Origin of the sequence: Enterobacter sp. UNJFSC 003, from assembly GCF_036903355.1 — a bacterium.
Lineage (GTDB): Bacteria > Pseudomonadota > Gammaproteobacteria > Enterobacterales > Enterobacteriaceae > Enterobacter.
The window spans coordinates 318,766-341,355 of sequence record NZ_JBAKHK010000003.1 but is presented as its reverse complement, the minus strand read 5'-3'; the positions used below and the strand labels follow the sequence as shown (position 1 = coordinate 341,355).

19 protein-coding genes are annotated in these 22,590 nt (G+C 54.8%); 14 read left to right on the top strand and 5 right to left on the bottom strand.

Annotated elements, in window-relative coordinates; all coding sequences use genetic code 11:
• The first annotated feature begins 100 nt into the window (after positions 1 to 100).
• Positions 101 to 778, top strand: a complete 678-nt coding sequence (locus tag V5P19_RS11805; RefSeq protein WP_334403414.1) for an AroM family protein — start codon at positions 101 to 103, stop codon at positions 776 to 778.
• A gap of 71 nt (positions 779 to 849) precedes the next feature.
• A complete protein-coding gene (ppnP, locus tag V5P19_RS11800; protein ID WP_008503270.1) occupies positions 850 to 1,137 on the top strand; it encodes a pyrimidine/purine nucleoside phosphorylase in 288 nt (95 codons plus the stop codon).
• A 37-nt stretch (positions 1,138 to 1,174) separates the two neighbouring features.
• Here the strand turns inward: ppnP and rdgC are convergent, their stop codons facing one another.
• The gene (rdgC, locus tag V5P19_RS11795; protein ID WP_334403412.1) at positions 1,175 to 2,089 is read right to left on the bottom strand and encodes a recombination-associated protein RdgC; all 915 of its coding nucleotides are present in this window, start codon (positions 2,087 to 2,089) and stop codon (positions 1,175 to 1,177) included.
• Positions 2,090 to 2,212: 123 nt separating this feature from the next.
• Between rdgC and mak the strand changes: the two genes are divergently transcribed.
• Positions 2,213 to 3,118: a fructokinase gene (gene mak, locus V5P19_RS11790; RefSeq protein WP_334403410.1), complete on the top strand. Its 906-nt coding sequence runs from the start codon at positions 2,213 to 2,215 to the stop codon at positions 3,116 to 3,118.
• A gap of 74 nt (positions 3,119 to 3,192) precedes the next feature.
• Here the strand turns inward: mak and sbcC are convergent, their stop codons facing one another.
• Both sbcC and sbcD read right to left on the bottom strand, forming a co-directional pair.
• The gene (gene sbcC / locus V5P19_RS11785; RefSeq protein ID WP_334403408.1) at positions 3,193 to 6,324 is read right to left on the bottom strand and encodes an exonuclease subunit SbcC; all 3,132 of its coding nucleotides are present in this window, start codon (positions 6,322 to 6,324) and stop codon (positions 3,193 to 3,195) included.
• The gene (gene sbcD / locus V5P19_RS11780; protein WP_334403406.1) at positions 6,321 to 7,526 is read right to left on the bottom strand and encodes an exonuclease subunit SbcD; all 1,206 of its coding nucleotides are present in this window, start codon (positions 7,524 to 7,526) and stop codon (positions 6,321 to 6,323) included. Before sbcD ends, sbcC begins: the two co-directional genes overlap by 4 nt.
• Positions 7,527 to 7,713: 187 nt before the next feature.
• Here sbcD and phoB point away from each other — a divergent pair, with 187 nt between their 5' ends.
• The 6 genes from phoB (at position 7,714) to V5P19_RS11750 (ending at position 15,600) form a co-directional block, all read left to right on the top strand.
• A complete protein-coding gene (gene phoB / locus V5P19_RS11775) occupies positions 7,714 to 8,403 on the top strand; it encodes a phosphate response regulator transcription factor PhoB (protein WP_003859122.1) in 690 nt (229 codons plus the stop codon).
• A gap of 21 nt (positions 8,404 to 8,424) precedes the next feature.
• Positions 8,425 to 9,720 carry a phosphate regulon sensor histidine kinase PhoR gene (gene phoR, locus V5P19_RS11770; RefSeq protein WP_334403404.1) on the top strand — a complete coding sequence of 432 codons (1,296 nt, stop codon included), beginning with the start codon at positions 8,425 to 8,427 and terminating at the stop codon, positions 9,718 to 9,720.
• A 409-nt stretch (positions 9,721 to 10,129) separates the two neighbouring features.
• Positions 10,130 to 11,449 (top strand): branched-chain amino acid transporter carrier protein BrnQ, encoded by a 1,320-nt coding sequence (gene brnQ, locus V5P19_RS11765; RefSeq protein ID WP_334403402.1) that lies wholly within the window; start codon positions 10,130 to 10,132, stop codon positions 11,447 to 11,449.
• A gap of 81 nt (positions 11,450 to 11,530) precedes the next feature.
• On the top strand, positions 11,531 to 12,904 hold the full coding sequence (proY, locus tag V5P19_RS11760) for a proline-specific permease ProY (RefSeq protein ID WP_334403400.1): 1,374 nt from the start codon (positions 11,531 to 11,533) through the stop codon (positions 12,902 to 12,904).
• Between the two features lie 140 nt (positions 12,905 to 13,044).
• On the top strand, positions 13,045 to 14,862 hold the full coding sequence (gene malZ / locus V5P19_RS11755) for a maltodextrin glucosidase (protein WP_334403398.1): 1,818 nt from the start codon (positions 13,045 to 13,047) through the stop codon (positions 14,860 to 14,862).
• Between the two features lie 192 nt (positions 14,863 to 15,054).
• Positions 15,055 to 15,600 (top strand): antibiotic biosynthesis monooxygenase, encoded by a 546-nt coding sequence (locus V5P19_RS11750; RefSeq protein ID WP_334403396.1) that lies wholly within the window; start codon positions 15,055 to 15,057, stop codon positions 15,598 to 15,600.
• A 75-nt stretch (positions 15,601 to 15,675) separates the two neighbouring features.
• On the opposite strand, the gene V5P19_RS11745 is transcribed toward V5P19_RS11750, so the two are convergent.
• A complete protein-coding gene (locus tag V5P19_RS11745; RefSeq protein WP_010428037.1) occupies positions 15,676 to 16,278 on the bottom strand; it encodes a peroxiredoxin C in 603 nt (200 codons plus the stop codon).
• A 127-nt stretch (positions 16,279 to 16,405) separates the two neighbouring features.
• Positions 16,406 to 16,987, bottom strand: a complete 582-nt coding sequence (gene acpH, locus V5P19_RS11740) for an ACP phosphodiesterase (RefSeq protein WP_334403394.1) — start codon at positions 16,985 to 16,987, stop codon at positions 16,406 to 16,408.
• 93 nt (positions 16,988 to 17,080) lie between these two features.
• Between acpH and queA the strand changes: the two genes are divergently transcribed.
• The 5 genes from queA to secF are packed head-to-tail and all read left to right on the top strand — an operon-like array spanning position 17,081 to position 22,544.
• Positions 17,081 to 18,151, top strand: coding sequence for a tRNA preQ1(34) S-adenosylmethionine ribosyltransferase-isomerase QueA (queA, locus tag V5P19_RS11735; protein ID WP_334403392.1), 1,071 nt, complete (start codon positions 17,081 to 17,083; stop codon positions 18,149 to 18,151).
• A 53-nt stretch (positions 18,152 to 18,204) separates the two neighbouring features.
• Positions 18,205 to 19,332 (top strand): tRNA guanosine(34) transglycosylase Tgt, encoded by a 1,128-nt coding sequence (tgt, locus tag V5P19_RS11730; protein ID WP_253378931.1) that lies wholly within the window; start codon positions 18,205 to 18,207, stop codon positions 19,330 to 19,332.
• Positions 19,333 to 19,354: 22 nt separating this feature from the next.
• Positions 19,355 to 19,687, top strand: coding sequence for a preprotein translocase subunit YajC (gene yajC / locus V5P19_RS11725; RefSeq protein ID WP_042320789.1), 333 nt, complete (start codon positions 19,355 to 19,357; stop codon positions 19,685 to 19,687).
• Positions 19,688 to 19,714: 27 nt separating this feature from the next.
• Positions 19,715 to 21,562 (top strand): protein translocase subunit SecD, encoded by a 1,848-nt coding sequence (gene secD / locus V5P19_RS11720; protein ID WP_119935315.1) that lies wholly within the window; start codon positions 19,715 to 19,717, stop codon positions 21,560 to 21,562.
• A 10-nt stretch (positions 21,563 to 21,572) separates the two neighbouring features.
• Positions 21,573 to 22,544: a protein translocase subunit SecF gene (gene secF / locus V5P19_RS11715; protein ID WP_334403384.1), complete on the top strand. Its 972-nt coding sequence runs from the start codon at positions 21,573 to 21,575 to the stop codon at positions 22,542 to 22,544.
• Positions 22,545 to 22,590 lie beyond the last annotated feature (46 nt).

The window sequence follows — 22,590 nt, the reverse complement described above, 5'->3', positions numbered from 1 at the left end:
GCCTGCTACGCTTGGTGCTGTTTTGTTGAAAAAATGAACCGTGCAGCGTAGTGAGCCTGTACCTGTGTGACGGCAAGGGTAGTAATGGAAGGCGATCATAATGAAGGCGACGTTGGCGATCCTCACCATTGGTGTGGTTCCTGTAAGCGAAGTGTTACCGCTCCTCACGGAGCATGTCTCTGAACAGCAGATCACCCATCTTAGTCTGTTGGGTAAGATGAGTCGGGAAGAGGTCATGGAAGACTACGCTGTAGAAGCCGGGGAGGATCCCCTACCGACGTTATTAAGTGACGGTAAACTGGCGAATGTTTCACGCCAGAAAATCGAGCGCTCTCTGCAGGGGGTAATTGAAGTTCTCGATAATCAAGGTTACGACGTTATTTTACTGATGAGTACCGCACCGATTAAGGGGCTCATCGCGCGCAACGCCATTTTGCTGGAGCCGATGCGGATTATTCCCCCGCTGGTGGCCTCTATTGTGGATGGTCATCAGGTGGGCGTCATTGTTCCTATCGAGGAGCTTCTGGATAACCAGGTCGCGAAATGGGGCGCGCTTGAGCGAATACCGTTGTACGCATTGGCCAATCCCTTCTGGGATAGCGAAGCCAAGCTTATTGCGGCAGGACAAGAGTTGCTAGAGAGAGGGGCGGACGTCCTGATGCTGGACTGCCTGGGTTTCCATCAGCATCACCGTGATTTATTGCAAAAGGCGCTGGATGTCCCAGTGCTGCTCTCTAATGTTCTTATGGCGCGTCTGGCCTCAGAATTACTGGTGTAATGATTTTGCGTGACAGGGTATGAGCATGGCCCCTATAGTGGATTTTTATCTATAAATATAAGGGCCTGTTCATGCTTCAGAGTAACGAATACTTTTCCGGTAAAGTGAAATCCATTGGGTTTACCAGCAGCAGCACTGGCCGCGCCAGCGTTGGCGTTATGGCTGAAGGGGAGTACACCTTTGGCACAGCTGAAGCTGAAGAGATGACCGTTGTCAGCGGTGCGCTGAACGTCTTGTTACCGGGTGAAACGGAATGGAAAGTTTACGCTGCTGGACAAGTCTTCAATGTCCCTGGTCACAGCGAGTTCCATCTGCAGGTTGCTGAGCCAACCTCGTACCTGTGCCGGTATCTCAAGTAATGTTTTCCCCCTCTCCCCTGTAGGGAGAGGGGCAGAATTACCTCTGGGCTTCTCCGCCGAGGCCTTCCACCAGACTTTGAATTAACGCTGCCAGTTCCCCGGTCATGAGGATAAAGTCCGCGTCAAAGCGCTGGGCGTAATCTTCACGGTCAATATCTTCGTTCTGATCGCGCAACTCATCGCAGAACTTCAGACGCTTTATGGAGCCGTCGTCGCACATCATAAACTGAATACGCTGCTGCCAGTCGAGTGCAAGCTTGGTGACCACTTTGCCCGCTTCGATGTGGACGGCAATCTCGTCGCTCACCAGATCCTGCTTTTTCGCCCGGATCACGCCGCCGTCTTCCAGCAGGGCTTTCAGCTCTGCTTCATCGAGGATCTGGAAGCCCTGCGCGGCGGTACCGCTGCGCACCCATTCGGTCAGGGTTAACTCAATAGGGGTTTCCAGCGCCAACGGCACAACCGGTAAGGAACCGAGGCTTTTACGCAGCAGGGCAAGCGTATCTTCCGCTTTCTTGGCGCTGGCGCAGTCCACCATGATCAGCCCGTTAACGGTGTCGATCCACATCATCGTCTGGCTGAAGCGGCTAAAGGCGCGCGGCAGCAGCGAGTGCAATACTTCGTCTTTCAGGGAATCTTTTTCGGTCTTTTTCAGCTTGCGGCCCTGTTCGGCTTCCAGCTTGAAAATTTTAGCTTCGAGCGCCTGCTTCACCACCGGCGTTGGCAGGATTTTCTCTTCTTTGCGGGCGCAAACGACGATTTGACCCGTGCTGCTGGCGTGGGTCAGGGCATCGCTTTGTGAACCCATTGGCGGAACCCAGCCGGTTTTTGCCATATCCTGGCTACCGCAAGGGGAAAAGGTGTAAGCGGCTAACTGTTTTTCCATCTCTTCTGCACGCAGCGAAACGTCGCGGCTGAGACGGTAAACCATCAAATTTTTGAACCACAGCATGATAATTTCCACGGCCTTGTCGTTAAATCAGCGGGCATGATAACGAATTGTCGCACCGCTTGCATTGCTAATCGGGGAGCGTGCTTCTACTCTGTTGATAATCAAAATAATGAGGAGAGTCTTGTGCGTATTGGGATCGATTTAGGCGGCACCAAAACAGAAGTCATCGCGCTGAGCGAGCAAGGCGAACAGCTGTTCCGCCATCGTCTGCCGACGCCGCGTGACGATTATCACCAGACTATCGAGACGATTGCCCGGCTTGTTGACATGGCAGAGCAGGCTACAGGGCAGACCGGCACCGTGGGGATGGGGATTCCTGGCTCCATTTCGCCTTATACTGGCGTGGTTAAAAACGCCAACTCGACCTGGCTCAACGGGCAGCCCTTTGATAACGACTTAAGCACGCGCCTGAATCGCGAGGTGCGTCTGGCGAATGATGCTAACTGTCTGGCTGTGTCTGAAGCGATTGACGGTGCGGCAGCGGGGGCGCAAACCGTATTTGCGGTCATCATCGGTACCGGCTGCGGTGCGGGCGTTGCCTTCGGCGGGCGTTCTCATATTGGCGGTAACGGCACAGCGGGCGAATGGGGACATAATCCGCTGCCGTGGATGGATGAAGATGAACTCAAATACCGTGCTGAAGTACCGTGCTACTGCGGCAAGCAGGGCTGCATTGAAACCTTCATCTCGGGGACCGGATTTGCGACGGATTATCATCGCTTAAGCGGCCAGCCACTCAAGGGGAATGAGATTATGCGTCTGGTTGAGGAGCAGGATCCGGTGGCTGAACTGGCGCTCAGCCGTTACGAAATGCGGCTGGCGAAATCGCTGGCTCATGTGGTAAATATCCTCGATCCCGACGTGATTGTGCTCGGCGGCGGCATGAGTAACGTTGACCGGCTTTACGCCACGGTGCCGAATCTGGTGAAGCAGTGGGTATTTGGCGGCGAGTGTGAAACCCCGATCCGCAAAGCGGTACACGGGGATTCCAGCGGCGTGCGCGGCGCGGCCTGGCTGTGGCCGGAGTAAACCCTTCACCCCAGCCCTCTCCCCACAGGGGCGAGGGGGCATCCGTGCCCACATTTTTTTTGTAGGGAGCACGTTCACTCCACCGCAAACGCTTTATCCAGCCTGCTGTACCCCAGCCCATTAATCTTCTTCACTTTGATCTGCACTGGAATACGCTCTTTCATCGCCTCGACGTGGCTTATCACACCGATGGTTTTACCCGTGGCGTTGAGGGCATCGAGCGCATCCAGCGCGGTATCCAGCGTTTCGCTATCAAGCGTGCCAAAACCTTCATCCAGGAACAGGGAGTCAATCCGCGTTTTGTGACTGACTAAATCAGAAAGCGCCAGCGCAAGGGCCAGACTCACCAGGAAGCTTTCGCCGCCGGAGAGCGTGCGGGTATCGCGGACCGCATCAGCCTGCCAGGTATCGACCACCTCCAGCTCCAGCGCGTCGCTGACTTTGCGCTGAAGCAGGTAGCGCCCGTGGAGGCGGTTAAGCTGCTGATTGGCGAGCCAGACCAAGTTATCCAGCGTCAACCCCTGGGCGAACTTACGGAAGCGGTCACCGGTGCTGGAACCGATCAGTGAGTTCAGATAGCCCCAGTCGTCTGCCAGACGTGCCGCCTCTTCAATTTGCTGCATTAATGCCTGCTGGTGCTGGCGATTATCGCTGTCCTGCTTAAGCTGCTGGCGAATCTCCCCTTGATGGGTCGTGTTGTCACGCAGCTGCTGGGCCAGCAGCTGCAGCTGCATTTGTAATGTTTGCGTGTCAGCGTCCAATCCTTCAGGACGCTGCGCCTGATGCGTCTGCAGCAGCTGGTTTGCTTGTCCGTGCAGCGCTGCTGCCTGCTGGATCTGGTTTTCCAGCGTTTGTTTTAACTGCTCGAGGCGTCGAATGGTATCTTCATCCAGCAGCGCGGCAAGGAAGGCTTCCTGGTCGGCAAAGTGACTGGACTTCAGCGCCGCGGTGAATTGTGCCAGCGACTGCTGCAAGCGCTCATTCTCCAGCGTCTCCTGCTGCTGTTGAGCGGCAAGCTGACTTTGAAGTGAGACACAGTCGTCGTGAATGTCGCGCCAGTTTTCGGGGATTGACGCTTCCGCTTCTGTGCTCTCCGTGGCTGGAAGCATGTCGAGCAGTGGCTTCAGGGCGTTAATGCGTTCATGAGTCGCACCATGCTGGGCCTGTTTTTCCTGCCACTGCATAAATTCAGCTTCGCGAGACGTCAGCCAGTCGGCCTCTGTGCCCTCTTCAGGCATGCTAAGCGACAGCACGGCCAGCGCATTTTCCAGCCCCTGACGTGTTGTCGTCAGCTGGTGTTTATACTGGCGCTCCTGCTCTTCGCGATCGTTGAGCTGATTTTGCAGCGTCAGGCGCTGGCTGAGCTGATAAAGCTGGCGCTCAAAGTGCTCCTGTTCGCTCATCCAGACGGCAATATCGTCCTGTATATTCAGAGTGATATTCAGCGCGGCGCAAACCTCAAGCCACTCTTTAGTGAGCGCTTGCTCTTCCTGAGAGAGCGTCTGCGCTTCGTTTGTTTCGCGCTGGATCTGCTCGATTTTCGCCTTAAGCTGACCGCGAAGAAGAAGTCCTTCTTCTTCCAGTTGCTTAACCTCTTTTTCCATCGCATCGCGACGACGCTGATTGTCCGTGATTTCTAATGCCTGATACGCCGCCACGGCGGGATGTTCAGTGGCACCGCAAAGGGGGCAAGCCTGTCCAGCTTCAAGCCGCGCGCGATAGCCTTCAAGGTCTTTGATCGTCTCTTCTTGTTTACATAACGCTTTGAGATCGGCGAAGTGCTGATTTTTCTCTTTGTATTGCTGGCGACGTTGTGCCAGCGTTTCGTCGAGCGCTCCCTGCTCCGTCTGCGCTTTTTTCACGCTTTCCGCGTTCTGATGCAGACGTTTTTGCAGCGGCTGATAGCGGGCATGAAGTGAAGTCAGCCGCTGACGCAACGTTCGGGACTGCGCCTGCTGCTCCATCGCTGCGGTGACCTCATCTGCCGTTAGCGTCAGGGGCGTAACGGGCAGGCCAGCCAGCTTCTGACGTAATTCAGCCAGGCCAGCGGTAAGGGCCGCGAGCTGCTTTTTATCACGACCAAGCTGAGAGAAGTGCGCGCGCCAGCCGGCGATTTCCTGACCCCATAAGCGGAAGCGATCGTGTTCTGCCAGCCACTGTGCCAGCGTGGAAAACTCGGCCTGCAGTTGCTCATGGCTGCGCAGGGCGCCATTGCGGATACGCGAGCGCAGCGAGGTTCTGGCCTGTAAGCGAGTATTTACGTCAACAATTCGCTGCTTCGTTTGTGCCAGGCGAACGGCTTGCTCCTGCTGATGTTCCCAAAGAGGACGTAGCTGGGCGGCAGGCAGCGCCAGCTGGAGTTTAGCCAGCTCAGCCCCCGCGTCTGCAAGCGCCTGCTGCGCCTGCTGTTGCTGGACCGTCGCGCGCTGCTGCTCGCGGATAAGTTCATCATTGCGCGTCAGCCACTGAAAATCTTTCTGATGGCTTTGCTGCTGTGCCAGCAGGGTTTTCTCTTCGTCAGTGAGTACCTGCAAACTTTGCTGCAACTGTTGCTGCTGCTCTTCGCTCAGCAGGACAACGCCCGCGGCCTGCGCTTCGCACATCTCCAGGGTATTGCGAGCGGCCTTGTGCTTCTCAAAGACCATCGCTGAAATCTGCCCATAGATCTCGGTACCGGTTAGCTCTTCCAGCAGCTCGGCGCGATCGCTCGGTTTGGCGTTGAGGAAGGCGGCAAATTGTCCCTGGGAAAGCAGCATCGAACGGGTAAAACGGCCATAATCCAGCCCGGTGAGCGCTGCGGTCTGCTCCAGCTTATCCGTGACTTTGTCGGCGAGGATTTTACCGTCCGCGCAGCGCGCCAGTTCAACGCGCGGCGCCTGCAGGTTTCCGTCCGGCTGGTTGCGCGCCCGGTTTTGGCTCCAGAAGGCTCGGTAGGCGGTGCCTTTCACCTCAAATTCAACTTCTGCCAGACACTCCGCGGTATCGCGCGTCATCAGGTCGTTCTGTGCTTGAGAAACTTTCTGCAGGCGCGGCGTCTCGTGGTAGAGCGCCAGACAGATGGCGTCGAGCAGGGTCGTTTTTCCGGCACCGGTGGCGCCGGTAATGGCGAACAGTCCGTTGCTGGCAAAGGGTTCTGCGGTGAAGTCGATTTTCCACTCGCCCTTGAGGGAGTTAAGGTTTTTCAGACGCAGGCTGAGAATTTTCATGCGTTTTCTTCCTCGTCATTGAGCGCCTGCAGGGTATGGGTGAATAATTCGTTAAGCCGCGCGCGTTTCGCATCGTCGATCTCTTCCTGAGATAACCGGCGTTCAAATACCTCTTCAACGGTGAGTTCGCTGAGCGTTTCTCGCTGTGCGCTGAGCAGGATTTTCTCACGCTGTTCGCGGCTGCGGCGCACCAGTAAAACCTCGACCGGCAGGTCTTCCGTTAGGGCCTGAATTTTACGCTGCATATCGTGCAGGTAGTCATCGGTGGTGATTTCGATATCCAGCCAGACGGGGGGAGCTTGCTCTACGCCACGCCACTGCTCAAGCTGAGCGGTAATGGCGGCCAGATCGCCTTTCAACACCGCCAGCGGCTGGGTTACGGGCACCTCCAGCGACGCAACGGCACTGAGTTTGCCCTCGCTAAAGCTCACCAGATGCACGCATTTGGCTTTGCCGGTTTCATCAAAGCTGAGGGCGAGGGGCGAGCCGCAGTAGCGAATGTGCTCGCAGCCGCCGATTATCTGCGCGCGGTGAATATGCCCGAGCGCAATGTAATCGGCAGGGGGAAAGTTTTGTGCCGGGAAAGCATCCAGCGTACCAATATAAATGTCACGTACCGCGTCACTTTTACTGGCTCCGACCGTCGTCAGGTGCCCGGTAGCGATCACGGGGATAGAGTGTTCACCGCGCAGGGTACAGGCATCAGCGTATTGCTGGTGATAATAGTCGGTAATGCTCTGCAACAGGTGCTGCTGTTTTTCTCCGCCGGAGAGCCCCGCCTGGCTTTGCACGATATCGCGGGGGCGCAGGAACGGAACCGGGCACAGCACCGCGCCCGGCGTGCCATCGCGTTTATTTAGGATCTGCGGGGCATGACCGGCGCTGGCGACCACGGTGGTATTGAGGAAGGCCAGAATGTCGCGAGATTCGTTCAGCGTTGCGACGGAGTCGTGGTTTCCGGCAACAATCACCAGATGACAACCCGTCTGCTGGAGATTGACCACAAAACGGTTATATAACTCACGTGCATAACTTGGCGGCTGACCGGTGTCAAAAATATCGCCTGCCACAATAATCGCGTCAACGTCCTGCGCCAGGGCGGTATCCAGCAGCCAGTTCAGGAACGCTTCATGTTCAGCGGCGCGGCTTTTGCTGTAAAAATTTTGACCCAGATGCCAGTCCGAGGTGTGAAGTAGGCGCATAAGAGATCCGTGGCGAAAAATGATGATGGGGATTATAAACTTTCAGAGAACGGAAAATAACCGCTGTAATAAAACAACGGTTTGCCATTTATGGTGGTAATGTTTTTCATAAATCTGTCATAAATCTGACGCATAATGACGCCGCATTACAAACTTGTAACTTAAATAAGATAAGACAGGGCAAAGTATGGCGAGACGTATTCTGGTCGTAGAAGATGAAGCTCCAATTCGTGAAATGGTGTGCTTCGTGCTCGAACAAAATGGCTTCCAGCCGGTTGAAGCGGAAGATTATGACAGCGCGGTGAACCAGCTGAATGAACCCTGGCCCGATCTGATTCTGCTTGACTGGATGTTGCCTGGCGGCTCCGGTCTGCAGTTTATCAAACACATCAAACGTGAAGCGATGACCCGCGATATTCCGGTTGTAATGCTCACGGCGCGCGGTGAAGAAGAGGATCGTGTGCGCGGCCTGGAAACCGGCGCGGACGATTACATTACTAAACCGTTCTCGCCAAAAGAGCTGGTTGCTCGCATCAAAGCGGTGATGCGCCGTATTTCACCGATGGCGGTGGAAGAGGTGATTGAAATGCAGGGGCTGAGCCTTGACCCCACCTCACATCGCGTGATGACCGGTGAAAACCCTCTCGATATGGGGCCGACTGAATTTAAGCTCCTGCACTTCTTTATGACGCATCCGGAACGTGTTTACAGCCGCGAACAGTTGCTGAATAACGTCTGGGGAACTAACGTCTATGTCGAAGACCGGACGGTCGACGTCCATATTCGCCGCCTGCGTAAAGCGCTGGAACTGAGCGGCCACGATCGCATGGTGCAGACGGTCCGCGGCACGGGTTATCGTTTTTCGACCCGTTTCTGAACAATGACAGGAGTGTGACGCGTGCTGGAACGTCTGTCATGGAAAAGGCTCGTCTTTGAACTGATCTTATGCTGTATTCCGGCCTTCATTCTGGGGGCCTTTCTTGGATATTTACCGTGGTTTTTGCTGGCATCGGTTACAGGATTACTGATCTGGCATTTCTGGAATTTACTGCGCCTCTCCTGGTGGCTATGGGTTGACAGAAGTATGACGCCTCCGCCGGGAAGCGGAAGCTGGGAGCCGCTTCTGTACGGTCTGCATCAAATGCAGATGCGTAATAAAAAGCGCCGTCGCGAGCTGGGAAGCCTGATCAAACGCTTTCGCAGCGGGGCGGAGTCGCTGCCGGATGCGGTGATATTGACCACGGAAGAAGGAACCATCTTCTGGTGTAATGGTCTCGCGCAACAGCTGCTGGGCCTGCGCTGGCCGGACGATAATGGTCAGAACATCCTTAACCTGCTGCGTTATCCCGAGTTTACGCAGTATCTGAAAAAGCGTGACTTTACGCGCCCGCACAATCTTAAGCTCAACAATGGGCACCATCTTGAAATTCGCGTGATGCCCTACAGCGATCGGCAGTGGCTGATGGTGGCGCGTGATGTCACCCAGATGTACCAGCTTGAAGGGGCGCGACGTAACTTTTTTGCCAACGTCAGCCACGAGCTACGCACGCCGCTGACGGTGCTTCAGGGTTATCTTGAGATGATGCAGGAGCAAACGCTGGAAGGGGCACCGCGTGAGAAAGCGCTGCATACCATGCGCGAGCAAACGCACCGGATGGAAGGCCTGGTGAAACAGCTTCTGACGTTGTCTAAAATTGAGGCAGCACCCACTCTTGCGCTCACAGACACCATTGATGTGCCGATGATGCTGCGGGTGGTCGAGCGAGAAGCGCAAACCTTAAGTCATAAAAAACATGAGCTTACATTTGAGGTAGAGAACACCCTGAAGGTGCTCGGTAGCGAAGACGAACTGCGAAGCGCCATCTCTAACCTGGTGTATAACGCGGTAAATCACACCCCTGAAGGGACGCACATTGTGGTGCGCTGGCAGCATACCTCAACGGGTGCCGAGTTTAGCGTTGAGGACAATGGCCCCGGTATTTCGCCTGAGCACATACCGCGCCTGACCGAGCGATTCTACCGGGTGGATAAAGCCCGTTCGCGGCAGACTGGGGGAAGCGGGCTGGGCCTGGCCATTGTTAAGCACGCGGTTAATCACCACGAAAGCCGACTCGATATTCAGAGCACGCTGGGCAAAGGAACCCGTTTTAGCTTCGTCATCCCGGAACGATTAATTGCCAAAAACAGCGCTTGAATTCAGGCGCGTCACTTTTCCTTGCCACGGGCCAGTCATTGCTGGCCCGTTTGCTTTGCAGTCAAGTAAAACCCGAGTGAATATTATACGGTTGATGTTTTTTTGTTCGCATGATTAGCCATGGGTTTTTCTTATACTTAGCGGATTGTGCTGGTTGGTATTTTCATGCTGGCATATTGTTCTGGTTTTACGATCCCTCCTTGCCTTTAAACGTTATAAGCGTTTAAATTGCCCCCCAGATACTGTCAGACCGACTGTATTTGCGTGGTAAATCGAAAAACTATTCTTCGCCACGCCAGGACGGGAGCATATCCCGCTGAAATTGAGCAAATTTTCCGCTGTATTGTCCCGTCAGGGATGGCGGAGATCTCAACGTTTTCAACACCACATCCACAGGCAGTAAGGTTTTATGACCCATCACTTGAAATCGCGTGACATCATCGCGCTGGGCTTTATGACATTTGCGCTGTTCGTTGGCGCAGGTAACATCATTTTTCCTCCAATGGTTGGCTTACAGGCGGGTGAACACGTCTGGACCGCTGCATTTGGTTTCCTGATCACTGCCGTGGGTCTCCCGGTTCTGACCGTTGTCGCCCTGGCGAAAGTCGGCGGCGGTGTGGATAGCCTCAGCACCCCGATTGGTAAAGTGGCGGGCGTTCTTCTGGCTACCGTCTGCTATCTCGCCGTTGGCCCGTTGTTTGCCACGCCGCGTACCGCGACCGTTTCCTTCGAAGTGGGGATTGCCCCGCTGACCGGCGACGGCGCGATGCCGCTGTTTATCTACAGCCTGGTCTATTTCGCTATCGTTATTTTGGTTTCCCTTTATCCGGGCAAGCTGCTGGATACCGTGGGCAACTTCCTGGCACCGCTGAAAATCGTGGCGCTGATCGTGCTGGCGGTTGCGGCCATCGTTTGGCCAGCCGGTCCTATTAGCAGCGCGATGGATGCGTATCAAAACGCGGCCTTCTCGAACGGCTTTGTGAACGGCTATCTGACGATGGATACGCTGGGCGCCATGGTGTTTGGTATCGTTATTGTTAACGCCGCCCGTTCTCGTGGGGTGACAGAAGCGCGTCTGCTGACCCGCTACACCATTTGGGCGGGTCTGATGGCCGGTGTCGGCCTGACGCTGCTTTACCTGGCGCTGTTCCGCTTGGGTTCCGACAGCGCAACGCTGGTTGATCAGAACGCGAACGGTGCAGCAATCCTGCACGCTTACGTTCAGCACACCTTCGGCGGTGCGGGCAGTATGCTGCTGGCGGCATTGATCTTCCTGGCATGTCTGGTAACTGCGGTTGGCCTGACCTGCGCTTGTGCCGAGTTCTTCGCCCAGTATCTGCCGCTCTCATACCGCACGCTGGTGTTTATCCTGGGGATCTTCTCCATGGCGGTGTCAAACCTGGGGCTGAGCCACCTGATTCAGGTCTCTATTCCGGTGCTGACGGCCATCTATCCACCGTGTATTGTGCTGGTGGTGCTGAGCTTTACTCGCTCATGGTGGAACAACTCCTCACGAATTATTGCGCCAGCCATGTTTATCAGCCTGATTTTTGGTATCCTTGACGGCATTAAAGCATCAGCATTCGCAGGAATACTGCCTGCATGGACACAGCGTCTGCCGCTGTCCGAGCAAGGTTTGGCCTGGCTGATGCCTACCGTTGTTGCACTGGTTCTGGCCATTATCTGGGACCGTGCTGCAGGGCGTCAGGTCGCATCGAACGCCCATTAATCAACGGCAACAAACTGTTTAACCACGGGGCTTAAGGCCCCGTGGTTTTTTGTTTTTTTCGTGTTGAATGGCAAGATTTAAATGGAAAGCACTAACAAACTCAAACGCGGGTTAAGCACGCGCCACATCCGCTTTATGGCGCTGGGGTCTGCTATTGGAACCGGTCTTTTTTATGGCTCGGCAGATGCCATCAAAATGGCCGGCCCAAGCGTTCTGCTGGCTTACATCATCGGTGGCGTGGCGGCCTATATCATCATGCGTGCGCTGGGTGAGATGTCGGTTCACAACCCGTCTGCCAGCTCCTTTTCACGTTACGCCCAGGAAAACTTAGGCCCGTTGGCTGGGTTTATCACCGGCTGGACCTACTGTTTCGAAATCCTGATCGTGGCGATTGCCGACGTTACCGCCTTCGGCATCTATATGGGCGTTTGGTTCCCGGCGGTCCCGCACTGGATTTGGGTGCTAAGCGTGGTGCTGATCATCTGCGCCGTCAACCTGATGAGCGTGAAGGTCTTTGGTGAGCTGGAGTTCTGGTTTTCCTTCTTCAAGGTCGCCACCATTATCATCATGATCCTCGCCGGTTTCGGCATCATCATTTGGGGGATTGGCAACGGCGGCCAGCCGACCGGCATTCATAATCTTTGGAGCAACGGCGGCTTCTTCAGCAATGGCTGGCTCGGGATGATCATGTCGCTACAGATGGTGATGTTTGCCTACGGCGGTATTGAGATTATTGGTATCACGGCCGGTGAAGCGAAAGACCCGGAGAAATCCATTCCGCGTGCGATCAACTCTGTACCGATGCGTATTCTGGTCTTTTATGTGGGCACGCTGTTCGTGATTATGTCCATCTATCCGTGGAACCAGGTGGGCACCAACGGCAGCCCGTTTGTGCTGACCTTCCAGCATATGGGAATCGCCTTTGCCGCCAGCATTCTGAACTTTGTGGTGCTGACCGCGTCACTGTCCGCGATCAATAGCGACGTCTTTGGCGTTGGCCGTATGCTGCACGGTATGGCAGAGCAGGGGAGTGCACCGAAGGTGTTTGCGAAAACCTCACGTCGCGGTACTCCGTGGGTCACGGTCGTGGTGATGACCGTTGCGCTGCTGTTCTCGGTGTATCTGAACTACATCATGCCGGAGAACGTCTTCCTGGTGATCGCGTCGCTGGCGACCTTCGCGACGGTGTGGGTGTGGATCATGATCCTGCTCTCACAGATTGCGTTCCGTCGCCGTCTGTCGCCAGAAGAGGCGAAAGCGCTGAAGTTCAAAGTACCGGGCGGCGTGGCAACCACGGCGGTTGGGCTGGTCTTCCTGGTCTTCATCATTGCCCTGATTGGTTACCACCCAGATACCCGTATTTCTCTTTATGTGGGCTTCGCGTGGATTGTTCTGCTGCTGGTGGGGTGGATGTTTAAACGCCGCCATGACCGTCAGCTGGCGCAAGCGCAGTAACATTTTTAATCCCTCTCCCCGCGGGAGAGGGTATTTTTGCCTCCTCCTCGGCTCTCCTCCCCCAATAATCCCGATCGTGATGAGCTATCCTTAACCACCCTGTGGCAAGGTGACGTCAATTTCATCAAAGGGGATTCGTGATGTTAAATGCCTGGCACCTTCCGGTTGCCCCATTTGTTAAGCAAAACAAAGACAACCTCATGATTACGCTGTGGCTGGCGGGAGAGAACCAGCCTGAACGCGTGACGCTTCGCGCCGAAGTGGATAACGAAGAAACCACGCTTAAAATGCACAAACAGCGCAGCCAGCCGCAGCCGGGTATTACGGCATGGCGGGCGAATATCGACCTGAGCAGCGGACAGCCGCGCCGACGTTATAGCTTCAAACTGCTGTGGAATAATCGTCAGCTGTGGTTTACCCCGCAGGGGTTTAGTCGTTTCCCGCCTGCGCGACTGGAACAGTTTGCTGTTGATTATCCGGATAATGGTCCGCAGTGGGTTAACGATCAGGTCTTTTACCAGATCTTCCCGGACCGCTTTGCCCGCAGCAAGAAGCGGACTGCGCAGCAGGATAAGGTCTATTACCATCATGCGGCGGGCCATGACATCATTCTAAAAGCGTGGGATGAAGCGCTTACCGCGCAGGCGGGTGGGTCGACGTTTTACGGCGGCGATCTGGACGGGATCGTCGAAAAACTGCCGTACCTGAAAAAACTGGGCGTTACCGCGCTGTACCTGAACCCGGTGTTTAAAGCGCCGAGCGTACATAAGTACGATACCGAGGATTATCGTCACGTCGACGAACAGTTTGGCGGTGATGACGCGTTGCTGCGCCTGAGAAAGAATACGAAGCATCAAGGCATGCGCCTGATTCTTGACGGCGTCTTCAACCACAGCGGCGACTCTCACGCCTGGTTCGATCGCCATAATCAGTCTATGGGCGGCGCGTGCCATAACCCGGACTCCGCGCAGCGCGACTGGTACAGCTTTAATGACGAGGGGCGTGCGCTGGACTGGCTGGGCTATGCAAGCTTGCCGAAGCTGGATTTCCAGTCTCCTTCTCTGGTCAACGAGATTTACGGTGGTGAAGACAGCATTGTGCGTCATTGGCTAAAGGCCCCGTGGAATATGGACGGCTGGCGCCTGGACGTGGTGCATATGCTCGGTGAGGCGGGTGGGGCACGTAATAACCTTCAGCACGTTGCAGGTATCACCCGCGCGGCGAAAGCGGTGCAGCCGGAGGCGTTTGTCTTTGGCGAGCACTTTGGCGACGCACGCCAGTGGCTGCAGGCGGATGCAGAAGATTCCGCGATGAACTATCGCGGCTTTACCTTCCCATTGTGGGGATTCCTCGCCAATACGGACATCTCCTACGATCCCAATCATATCGACGCCGAAACCTGTATAGCGTGGATGGAGAACTACCGCGCCGGGCTGTCGCATCAGCAACAGTTGCGGATGTTTAACCAGCTTGATAGCCACGATACCGCGCGCTTTAAATCCCTGCTTGGCAAGGACGTGGCGCGCCTGCCGCTGGCCGTTACCTGGCTCTTCACCTGGCCTGGTGTCCCCTGCATCTACTATGGCGATGAAGTGGGCCTGGACGGCAACAACGATCCGTTCTGCCGCAAAACCTTCCCGTGGGAGCCAGAGAAACAGGACAAGGTACTGTTCAGCCTGTATCAGCGGCTGGCGACGCTTCGCAAGCAGAGTCTCGCCCTGCGCTATGGCGGCTGTCAGGTGGTCTATGCGCATGACAACGTGGTGGTATTTGCCCGCGTCCATAACCAGCAGCGCGTGCTGGTGGCCATTAACCGGGGTGAGGCCTGTGAAGTGGTGCTGGACGATTCACCGCTGCTCAACGTGAGCATGTGGCAGTGTAAAGAGGGTAAAGGCTCGATTCAGGAAGGCATCCTCTCATTACCCGCGATTTCCTCAACCGTCTGGTTTGGTAATTGATACTCCTCTGCAGCCGGTTCTTATATCGGTTGCAGAAATTCCCTCGGTTATTCTGATTAATTCAACAGAGGGGACAAATATCTTTACTATCCGCTCAATCCGTTCTCGCTATACTCAAATTACGTTATCTATCAGGGCTCTTCTCCCCTTTTCGGGCTGGCTTTCCCGCCCATTTACGATCAGGAATATTCAATGGCGCAAACATCACATGTCACGCTGGTGATCACCCATACGTTACTTCCGGGACAGGCTGAGCAATACGAGGCGTGGCTAGGCAAAATCATGCCCATCGCCGCAGAATTTCCTGGCCATCTTGGGGCAAACGTAATTCGCCCTTCTGAAGGTCAGGCGTTGTGGACGGTGATTATTCGCTTCGACACTCTCGAGCATCTCTATGCGTGGACGCAGTCTGACACCCGCAATGCACTGGTGAAAGAGATCGAACCGCTGCTGGCCGAAGGGGATAAAACTGAAGTCCGCACAGAGGCGGCATTCTGGTTTACCCCACCTGAACCACACGTGCGTAAACCTAAACAGTGGAAACAATTCCTCATCACCCTGCTGGTCATTTTCCCCAGTACCAACGTGGTTCCGCTGGTAACCGGCGCGCTGCTGCCGGGGCTGAAAGGCTCACTGCTGCTGCATTTTATTAACGATGCCTGTGTGGTCGCGCTGGTGGTTTGGCTGTGGATGCCTATTGTGACCCGTCTGTTTGCAGGATGGCTCAAAAAAGCCTGATTTGGTTCATGAGAGGGCAGGATGTTTTTTATAAAAAAAGCCCGCATAAGCGGGCTTTTTCGTAAACCGTGCCGATTAGAGGCTGGATACGTTCTCAGACAGGTATTTAGCGACGCCGTCTGGAGACGCGTTCATGCCTTCTTTACCTTTTTCCCACTGAGCCGGGCACACTTCGCCGTGCTCTTCGTGGAACTGCAGCGCGTCAACCATGCGCAGCATTTCGTCGATGTTACGACCCAGCGGCAGATCGTTCACAACCTGGTGACGAACGATGCCGTTTGCGTCGATCAGGAAAGAACCACGCAGTGCAACGCCAGCGTCCGGATGTTCGATACCGTAAGCCTGCTGGATTTCGCGTTTGATGTCCGCAACCATCGCGTATTTAACCGCACCGATGCCGCCGTTTTCGACAGGGGTGTTACGCCATGCGTTGTGTACAAATTCAGAGTCGAAGGAGACGCCAACCACTTCTACGCCACGCTTCTGGAATTCTTCATAACGTTTGTCGAACGCGATCAGCTCAGACGGGCAAACGAAAGTGAAGTCCATTGGCCAGAAGAACAGAACGGTCGCTTTACCGTTGGTGTGCTGTTTGAAGTTGAAGTTTTCAACGATTTCACCGTTGCCCAGAACTGCTGCAGCTGTAAAATCCGGAGCCGGACGAGTTACCAGAACCATGTGATTCTCCTGTAGATACTAAGGTTATTTGGAACGCAACGCGAGCCAGTATAGAGAGTGTTCATGGATAAGACAAAGAGGTGGTGACAATCGTTCCGCAAGCTTTCACCTATCAATCATTGTTCTATTAAAGTTGTTTGTTTTTCGCTTGCGTCATCATACGCGGGTAGAACTGCCAAAAACGCGTTTCAAGGGCATCGTAGTGTTCATCCAGATCGTGCCAGGAGTCGCGCAGCGCGTCCAGACGCGGGCGGCGGCTTGCCATTCCATTCAAGACATTCTGAATAAAATCCATCTCGCGGTAACGCTCCAGCCAGCGTTCTGACCACAGGTAATTATTCAGGTTCACAAAGCGCGGCGGCGAGTCCGGCAAAATTGTTGATACCTGCGCATGCGCGTAACGCACGAATTCGGTCAGCGGCATGTCCGGCGAGAGCTGTGCCCAGTGGCGCGACAGGAAATGATCCCACATCACGTCGAGCGTAATTGGCGCCACACGCCGCGTCTGCGGGCGAAACCACGCTTTTGCTTCCGTCACTTCAGGCAAATTATCGGTGAGGACGTCAATGCGGCGATGCATAAAAATCCCGTCGACGATGTCAGGGGCATAGGCCTCTGCGGGGTTTCCACGAACAAAATCGGCCAGCAAATTTCCGGAAAGGGAGCTGTTAGCGAGGTGGGCGAGATGCAGGTGAGCGAGAAAATTCATGCGTTTTTATTTGTCCGGTGGCGGCTAGTTGTTGCAGCAAAGGGGTGTGAGCACTAGACTATGCCGCCTGTTTTTAAGTCACGAGTATACGTCATGCGCGTCGCCGATTTCTCCTTTGAACTACCTGAATCCCTGATTGCTCACTATCCAATGCTTGAGCGCAGTAGCTGTCGCTTACTGTCACTGGACGGGCCAACGGGCGAGCTGACGCACGGTACTTTCACCGATTTGCTCGACAAGCTCAACCCTGGCGATCTGCTGGTCTTTAACAATACCCGCGTGATCCCCGCGCGTCTGTTTGGCCGTAAAGCCAGCGGCGGCAAAATTGAAGTGCTGGTCGAACGTATGCTCGATGATAAACGTATTCTGGCACATATTCGCGCATCCAAAGCACCGAAACCGGGCGCGGAGCTGCTGCTGGGTGACGACGAGAGCATCAAGGCGACCATGACCGCGCGTCACGATGCGTTGTTCGAAGTAGAGTTCAACGACGAGCGTACGGTGCTTGATATCCTCAACACCATCGGCCATATGCCGCTGCCACCGTACATTGAGCGCCCGGACGAAGAGGCCGATCGCGAGTTGTATCAGACCGTCTACAGCGAGAAACCTGGCGCGGTGGCGGCGCCGACGGCTGGCCTGCACTTTGATGAGCCTTTGCTGGAAAAACTGCGTGTAAAAGGGATTGAGATGGCCTTTGTGACGCTGCACGTGGGGGCGGGGACTTTCCAGCCTGTGCGCGTCGACAGCATCGAAGATCACATCATGCATTCCGAGTATGCCGAAGTACCGCAAGAGGTTGTAGAGGCTGTTCTGGCGGCAAAAGGTCGTGGAAACCGCGTGATCGCCGTAGGCACGACGTCCGTACGTTCTCTTGAGAGTGCCGCCCAAGCCGCTGAAAATGGCCTTATCGAGCCTTTCTTCGGCGATACGCAGATCTTTATCTACCCGGGCTATCAGTACAAAGTGATTGATGCGCTCGTCACCAACTTCCATCTGCCTGAATCCACGCTGATTATGCTGGTGTCCGCGTTTGCGGGATATCAGCATACGATGAACGCATACAAGTCTGCGGTAGAACAAAAATATCGCTTTTTTAGCTACGGGGACGCGATGTTTATCACGTACAATCCGCAGGCTTTGAATGAGCGTGTCGGGGAATAAGTCCGCGGCACCGTATGGCAACGTTGGACTGTTTTTCTGACGTCGGAGAAAAAATGAAATTTGAACTCGATACCACCGATGGCCGCGCGCGTCGCGGTCGCCTGGTGTTTGATCGCGGCGTGGTAGAAACCCCCGCGTTTATGCCTGTCGGCACTTACGGCACCGTAAAAGGGATGACGCCGGAAGAAGTTGAAGCCACTGGCGCGCAGATTATCCTCGGTAACACTTTCCACCTGTGGCTGCGTCCTGGTCAGGAGATCATGAAGCTGCACGGCGATCTGCACGATTTTATGCAGTGGAAAGGTCCAATCCTCACCGACTCAGGCGGTTTCCAGGTCTTCAGCCTGGGTGATATCCGTAAGATCACCGAACAGGGCGTGCACTTCCGCAACCCGATCAACGGCGACCCGATTTTCCTCGATCCGGAAAAATCGATGGAGATTCAGTACGATCTCGGCTCCGATATCGTGATGATCTTCGACGAATGTACGCCATACCCGGCAGATTGGGATTACGCCAAGCGTTCTATGGAGATGTCTCTGCGCTGGGCGCAGCGCAGCCGTGACCGCTTTGACTCCCTGCAGAATAAAAATGCGCTGTTCGGCATTATTCAGGGCAGCGTTTACGAAGATTTACGTGATATCTCCGTTAAAGGTCTGGTAGAGATAGGTTTTGATGGCTACGCTGTCGGCGGTTTGGCTGTGGGTGAGCCGAAGGAAGATATGCACCGCATTCTGGAGCATGTTTGCCCGCAAATCCCGGCAGACAAGCCACGATACCTGATGGGTGTGGGTAAACCAGAGGATCTGGTGGAAGGCGTACGTCGCGGCATTGATATGTTCGACTGCGTCATGCCAACCCGCAACGCGCGTAACGGCCATTTATTCGTTACCGATGGCGTGGTGAAAATCCGTAACGCGAAGCATAAGAGTGACACCAGCCCGCTCGATTCCGAGTGCGATTGCTATACCTGTCGCAATTATTCTCGCGCGTACCTGCATCATCTCGATCGTTGCAACGAGATTTTAGGTGCGCGTCTCAATACCATTCATAATCTTCGTTATTATCAGCGCTTAATGGCTGGTTTACGTAAGGCTATCGAAGAGGGTAAATTAGAGAGCTTCGTGACCGATTTCTACCAACGCCAGGGTCGGGATGTTCCACCTTTGAACGTTGATTAATTTTAATAATGAGGGAATTTGAATGAGCTTTTTTATTTCTGATGCGGTAGCAGCAACTGGCGCGCCTTCTCAGGGCAGCCCAATGTCTCTGATTCTGATGCTGGTTGTGTTCGGTCTGATCTTCTACTTCATGATCCTGCGCCCACAGCAGAAGCGCACCAAAGAGCACAAAAACCTGATGAACTCTATCGCGAAAGGCGATGAAGTGCTGACCAACGGTGGCCTGGTGGGTCGCGTGACCAAAGTAGCGGAAAGCGGCTACATTGCTATCGCCCTGAATGACACCACAGAAGTGGTTATCAAACGTGACTTCGTAGCTGCCGTTCTGCCGAAAGGCACTATGAAGGCGCTGTAATCCCAACTTTTCCCAAAGGGAACTGCCGTGTTAAACCGTTATCCTTTGTGGAAGTATGTCATGCTGGTGGTCGTCATTGTTGTCGGCCTTCTGTATGCGCTTCCCAACCTGTATGGTGAGGATCCGGCCGTTCAAATCACTGGCGCGCGCGGTGTCGCCGCCAGTGAGCAAACGCTGATCCAGGTCCAGAAAACGTTACAAGAAGAAAAAATTACCGCTAAGTCTGTGGCACTGGAAGAGGGCGCTATTCTTGCTCGCTTCGACACCACCGACACGCAGCTCCGCGCTCGTGAAGCGCTGATGGGCGTGCTGGGTGATAAATATGTCGTGGCGCTTAACCTTGCTCCTGCAACCCCGCGTTGGCTGGCTGCGTTGAATGCAGAGCCAATGAAATTGGGTCTTGACCTGCGTGGTGGCGTTCACTTCCTGATGGAAGTGGATATGGACACCGCACTTGGCAAGCTGCAGGAACAGAATATCGACAGCCTGCGCAGCGATCTGCGTGAAAAAGGCATCGCCTATACCACCGTGCGTAAAGAAGATAACTACGGCATGAGCATCACGTTCCGCGATAGTGCGGCACGCGATCAGGCTGTAACTTACCTGTCTCAGCGTCACCGCGATTTGGTGATCACCTCTCAGGGCAGCAATCAGCTGCGTGCGGTGATGACAGATGCGCGTCTGAGTGAAGCGCGTGAATACGCCGTTCAGCAGAACATCAACATTCTGCGTAACCGTGTAAACCAATTGGGTGTGGCTGAGCCGCTGGTACAGCGTCAGGGTGCTGACCGTATCGTGGTAGAGCTGCCGGGTATCCAGGATACCGCTCGTGCGAAAGAGATTCTGGGTGCAACCGCTACTCTGGAATTCCGTCTGGTTAACTCTAACGTCGATCAGTCCGCTGCTGCCTCTGGCCGTATCCCAGGCGACTCTGAAGTGAAACAGACCCGCGAAGGGCAGCCGGTTGTGCTGTACAAACGCGTGATCCTGACCGGTGACCACATCACCGACTCCACTTCAAGCCAGGATGAGTACAACCAGCCGCAGGTTAACATCTCGCTTGATAGCGCGGGTGGTAACATTATGTCTAACTTCACCAAGGACAACATCGGCAAACCGATGGCGACCCTGTTCGTGGAGTACAAAGACAGCGGTAAGAAAGATGCTAACGGCCGCGCGGTGCTGGTGAAAGAAGAAGAGGTGATTAACATCGCCAACATCCAGTCTCGTCTGGGTAACAGCTTCCGTATCACCGGTATCAACAACCCGAACGAAGCGCGCCAGCTCTCCCTGCTGCTGCGTGCCGGTGCGCTGATTGCGCCAATTCAGATTGTTGAAGAACGTACCATTGGTCCAACTCTGGGTATGCAGAACATCAAACAGGGTCTGGAAGCCTGTCTGGCCGGTCTGGTGGTCTCGATCCTCTTCATGATCTTCTTCTACAAGAAGTTTGGTCTGATTGCGACGTCCGCGCTCGTGGCTAACCTGGTGCTGATCATCGGTATCATGTCCCTGCTGCCGGGGGCGACGCTGACCATGCCGGGTATAGCGGGTATCGTTCTCACCCTTGCGGTGGCGGTCGACGCCAACGTACTGATAAACGAACGTATTAAAGAAGAGCTGAGCAACGGTCGCTCTGTACAACAGGCGATTGAAGAAGGCTATAAAGGGGCGTTCAGCTCCATCTTCGATGCGAACGTAACAACACTGATTAAGGTTCTTATCCTGTATGCAGTGGGGACTGGCGCTATCAAAGGCTTTGCGATTACAACCGGTATCGGTGTCGCAACGTCGATGTTTACCGCTATTGTCGGCACCCGTGCCATCGTGAACCTGCTGTATGGCGGCAAGCGCGTCAAAAAGCTGTCTATCTGAGGAGTGCGTTGTGGCACAGGAATATACTGTTGAACAATTGAACCACGGCCGTAAAGTCTGGGACTTTATGCGCTGGGACTACTGGGCCTTCGGCATTTCAGGTTTTCTGCTGATTGTGTCCATCGTCATTATGGGCGTAAAAGGCTTTAACTGGGGTCTGGATTTCACCGGCGGTACGGTGATTGAAATCACCCTGGAAAAACCGGTCGATATGGACGAGATGCGTCTGTCTCTGCAGAAAGCGGGCTTTGAAGAGCCGCTGCTGCAGAACTTCGGCAGCAGCCGTGACATCATGGTGCGTATGCCGCCGGTACACGATGCCAACGGTAGCCAGGAGCTGGGCAGCAAGGTCTTAAACGTGATTAACGAATCGACCAGCCAGAATGCGACGGTGAAGCGTATCGAGTTCGTCGGTCCAAGCGTGGGTGCTGACCTGGCGCAGACCGGTGCGATGGCGCTGATGGTGGCGCTGATTTCCATCCTGATTTACGTTGGTTTCCGCTTTGAGTGGCGACTGGCGGCAGGTGTGGTTATCGCGCTGGCGCACGACGTGGTGATCACCATGGGCATACTGTCTCTGTTCCACATTGAGATTGACCTGACTATCGTGGCATCCCTGATGTCCGTTATCGGTTACTCACTGAACGACAGTATCGTGGTATCTGACCGTATTCGTGAAAACTTCCGTAAGATCCGTCGCGGCACGCCGTACGAAATCTTTAACGTGTCGTTGACCCAGACGCTGCACCGTACGTTGATCACATCCGGGACCACCTTGATGGTTATCCTGATGCTGTATCTCTTCGGTGGTCCGGTACTGGAAGGCTTCTCGCTGACCATGTTGATTGGTGTGACTATCGGTACTGCGTCTTCTATCTACGTGGCATCTGCACTGGCACTGAAACTCGGCATGAAGCGTGAGCACTTGCTCCAGCAGAAGGTCGAAAAAGAAGGGGCGGATCAGCCGTCCATTCTGCCGTAAGGCGACGTTTAGCGCGTTATCGAAATCCCGGTCTGATGGCCGGGAT

What these genes read in the sequence shown, in the direction of transcription:
- V5P19_RS11745 (WP_010428037.1), bottom strand. Translation starts at nt 16,278, where the DNA reads ATGGTTCTGGTAACTCGTCCGGCTCCGGATTTTACAGCTGCAGCAGTT.
- sbcD (WP_334403406.1), bottom strand. Translation starts at nt 7,526, where the DNA reads ATGCGCCTACTTCACACCTCGGACTGGCATCTGGGTCAAAATTTTTAC.
- V5P19_RS11750 (WP_334403396.1), top strand. Translation starts at nt 15,055, where the DNA reads ATGGCGCAAACATCACATGTCACGCTGGTGATCACCCATACGTTACTT.
- yajC (WP_042320789.1), top strand. Translation starts at nt 19,355, where the DNA reads ATGAGCTTTTTTATTTCTGATGCGGTAGCAGCAACTGGCGCGCCTTCT.
- V5P19_RS11805 (WP_334403414.1), top strand. Translation starts at nt 101, where the DNA reads ATGAAGGCGACGTTGGCGATCCTCACCATTGGTGTGGTTCCTGTAAGC.
- malZ (WP_334403398.1), top strand. Translation starts at nt 13,045, where the DNA reads ATGTTAAATGCCTGGCACCTTCCGGTTGCCCCATTTGTTAAGCAAAAC.
- sbcC (WP_334403408.1), bottom strand. Translation starts at nt 6,324, where the DNA reads ATGAAAATTCTCAGCCTGCGTCTGAAAAACCTTAACTCCCTCAAGGGC.
- acpH (WP_334403394.1), bottom strand. Translation starts at nt 16,987, where the DNA reads ATGAATTTTCTCGCTCACCTGCATCTCGCCCACCTCGCTAACAGCTCC.
- phoB (WP_003859122.1), top strand. Translation starts at nt 7,714, where the DNA reads ATGGCGAGACGTATTCTGGTCGTAGAAGATGAAGCTCCAATTCGTGAA.
- brnQ (WP_334403402.1), top strand. Translation starts at nt 10,130, where the DNA reads ATGACCCATCACTTGAAATCGCGTGACATCATCGCGCTGGGCTTTATG.
- rdgC (WP_334403412.1), bottom strand. Translation starts at nt 2,089, where the DNA reads ATGCTGTGGTTCAAAAATTTGATGGTTTACCGTCTCAGCCGCGACGTT.
- proY (WP_334403400.1), top strand. Translation starts at nt 11,531, where the DNA reads ATGGAAAGCACTAACAAACTCAAACGCGGGTTAAGCACGCGCCACATC.
- ppnP (WP_008503270.1), top strand. Translation starts at nt 850, where the DNA reads ATGCTTCAGAGTAACGAATACTTTTCCGGTAAAGTGAAATCCATTGGG.
- queA (WP_334403392.1), top strand. Translation starts at nt 17,081, where the DNA reads ATGCGCGTCGCCGATTTCTCCTTTGAACTACCTGAATCCCTGATTGCT.
- tgt (WP_253378931.1), top strand. Translation starts at nt 18,205, where the DNA reads ATGAAATTTGAACTCGATACCACCGATGGCCGCGCGCGTCGCGGTCGC.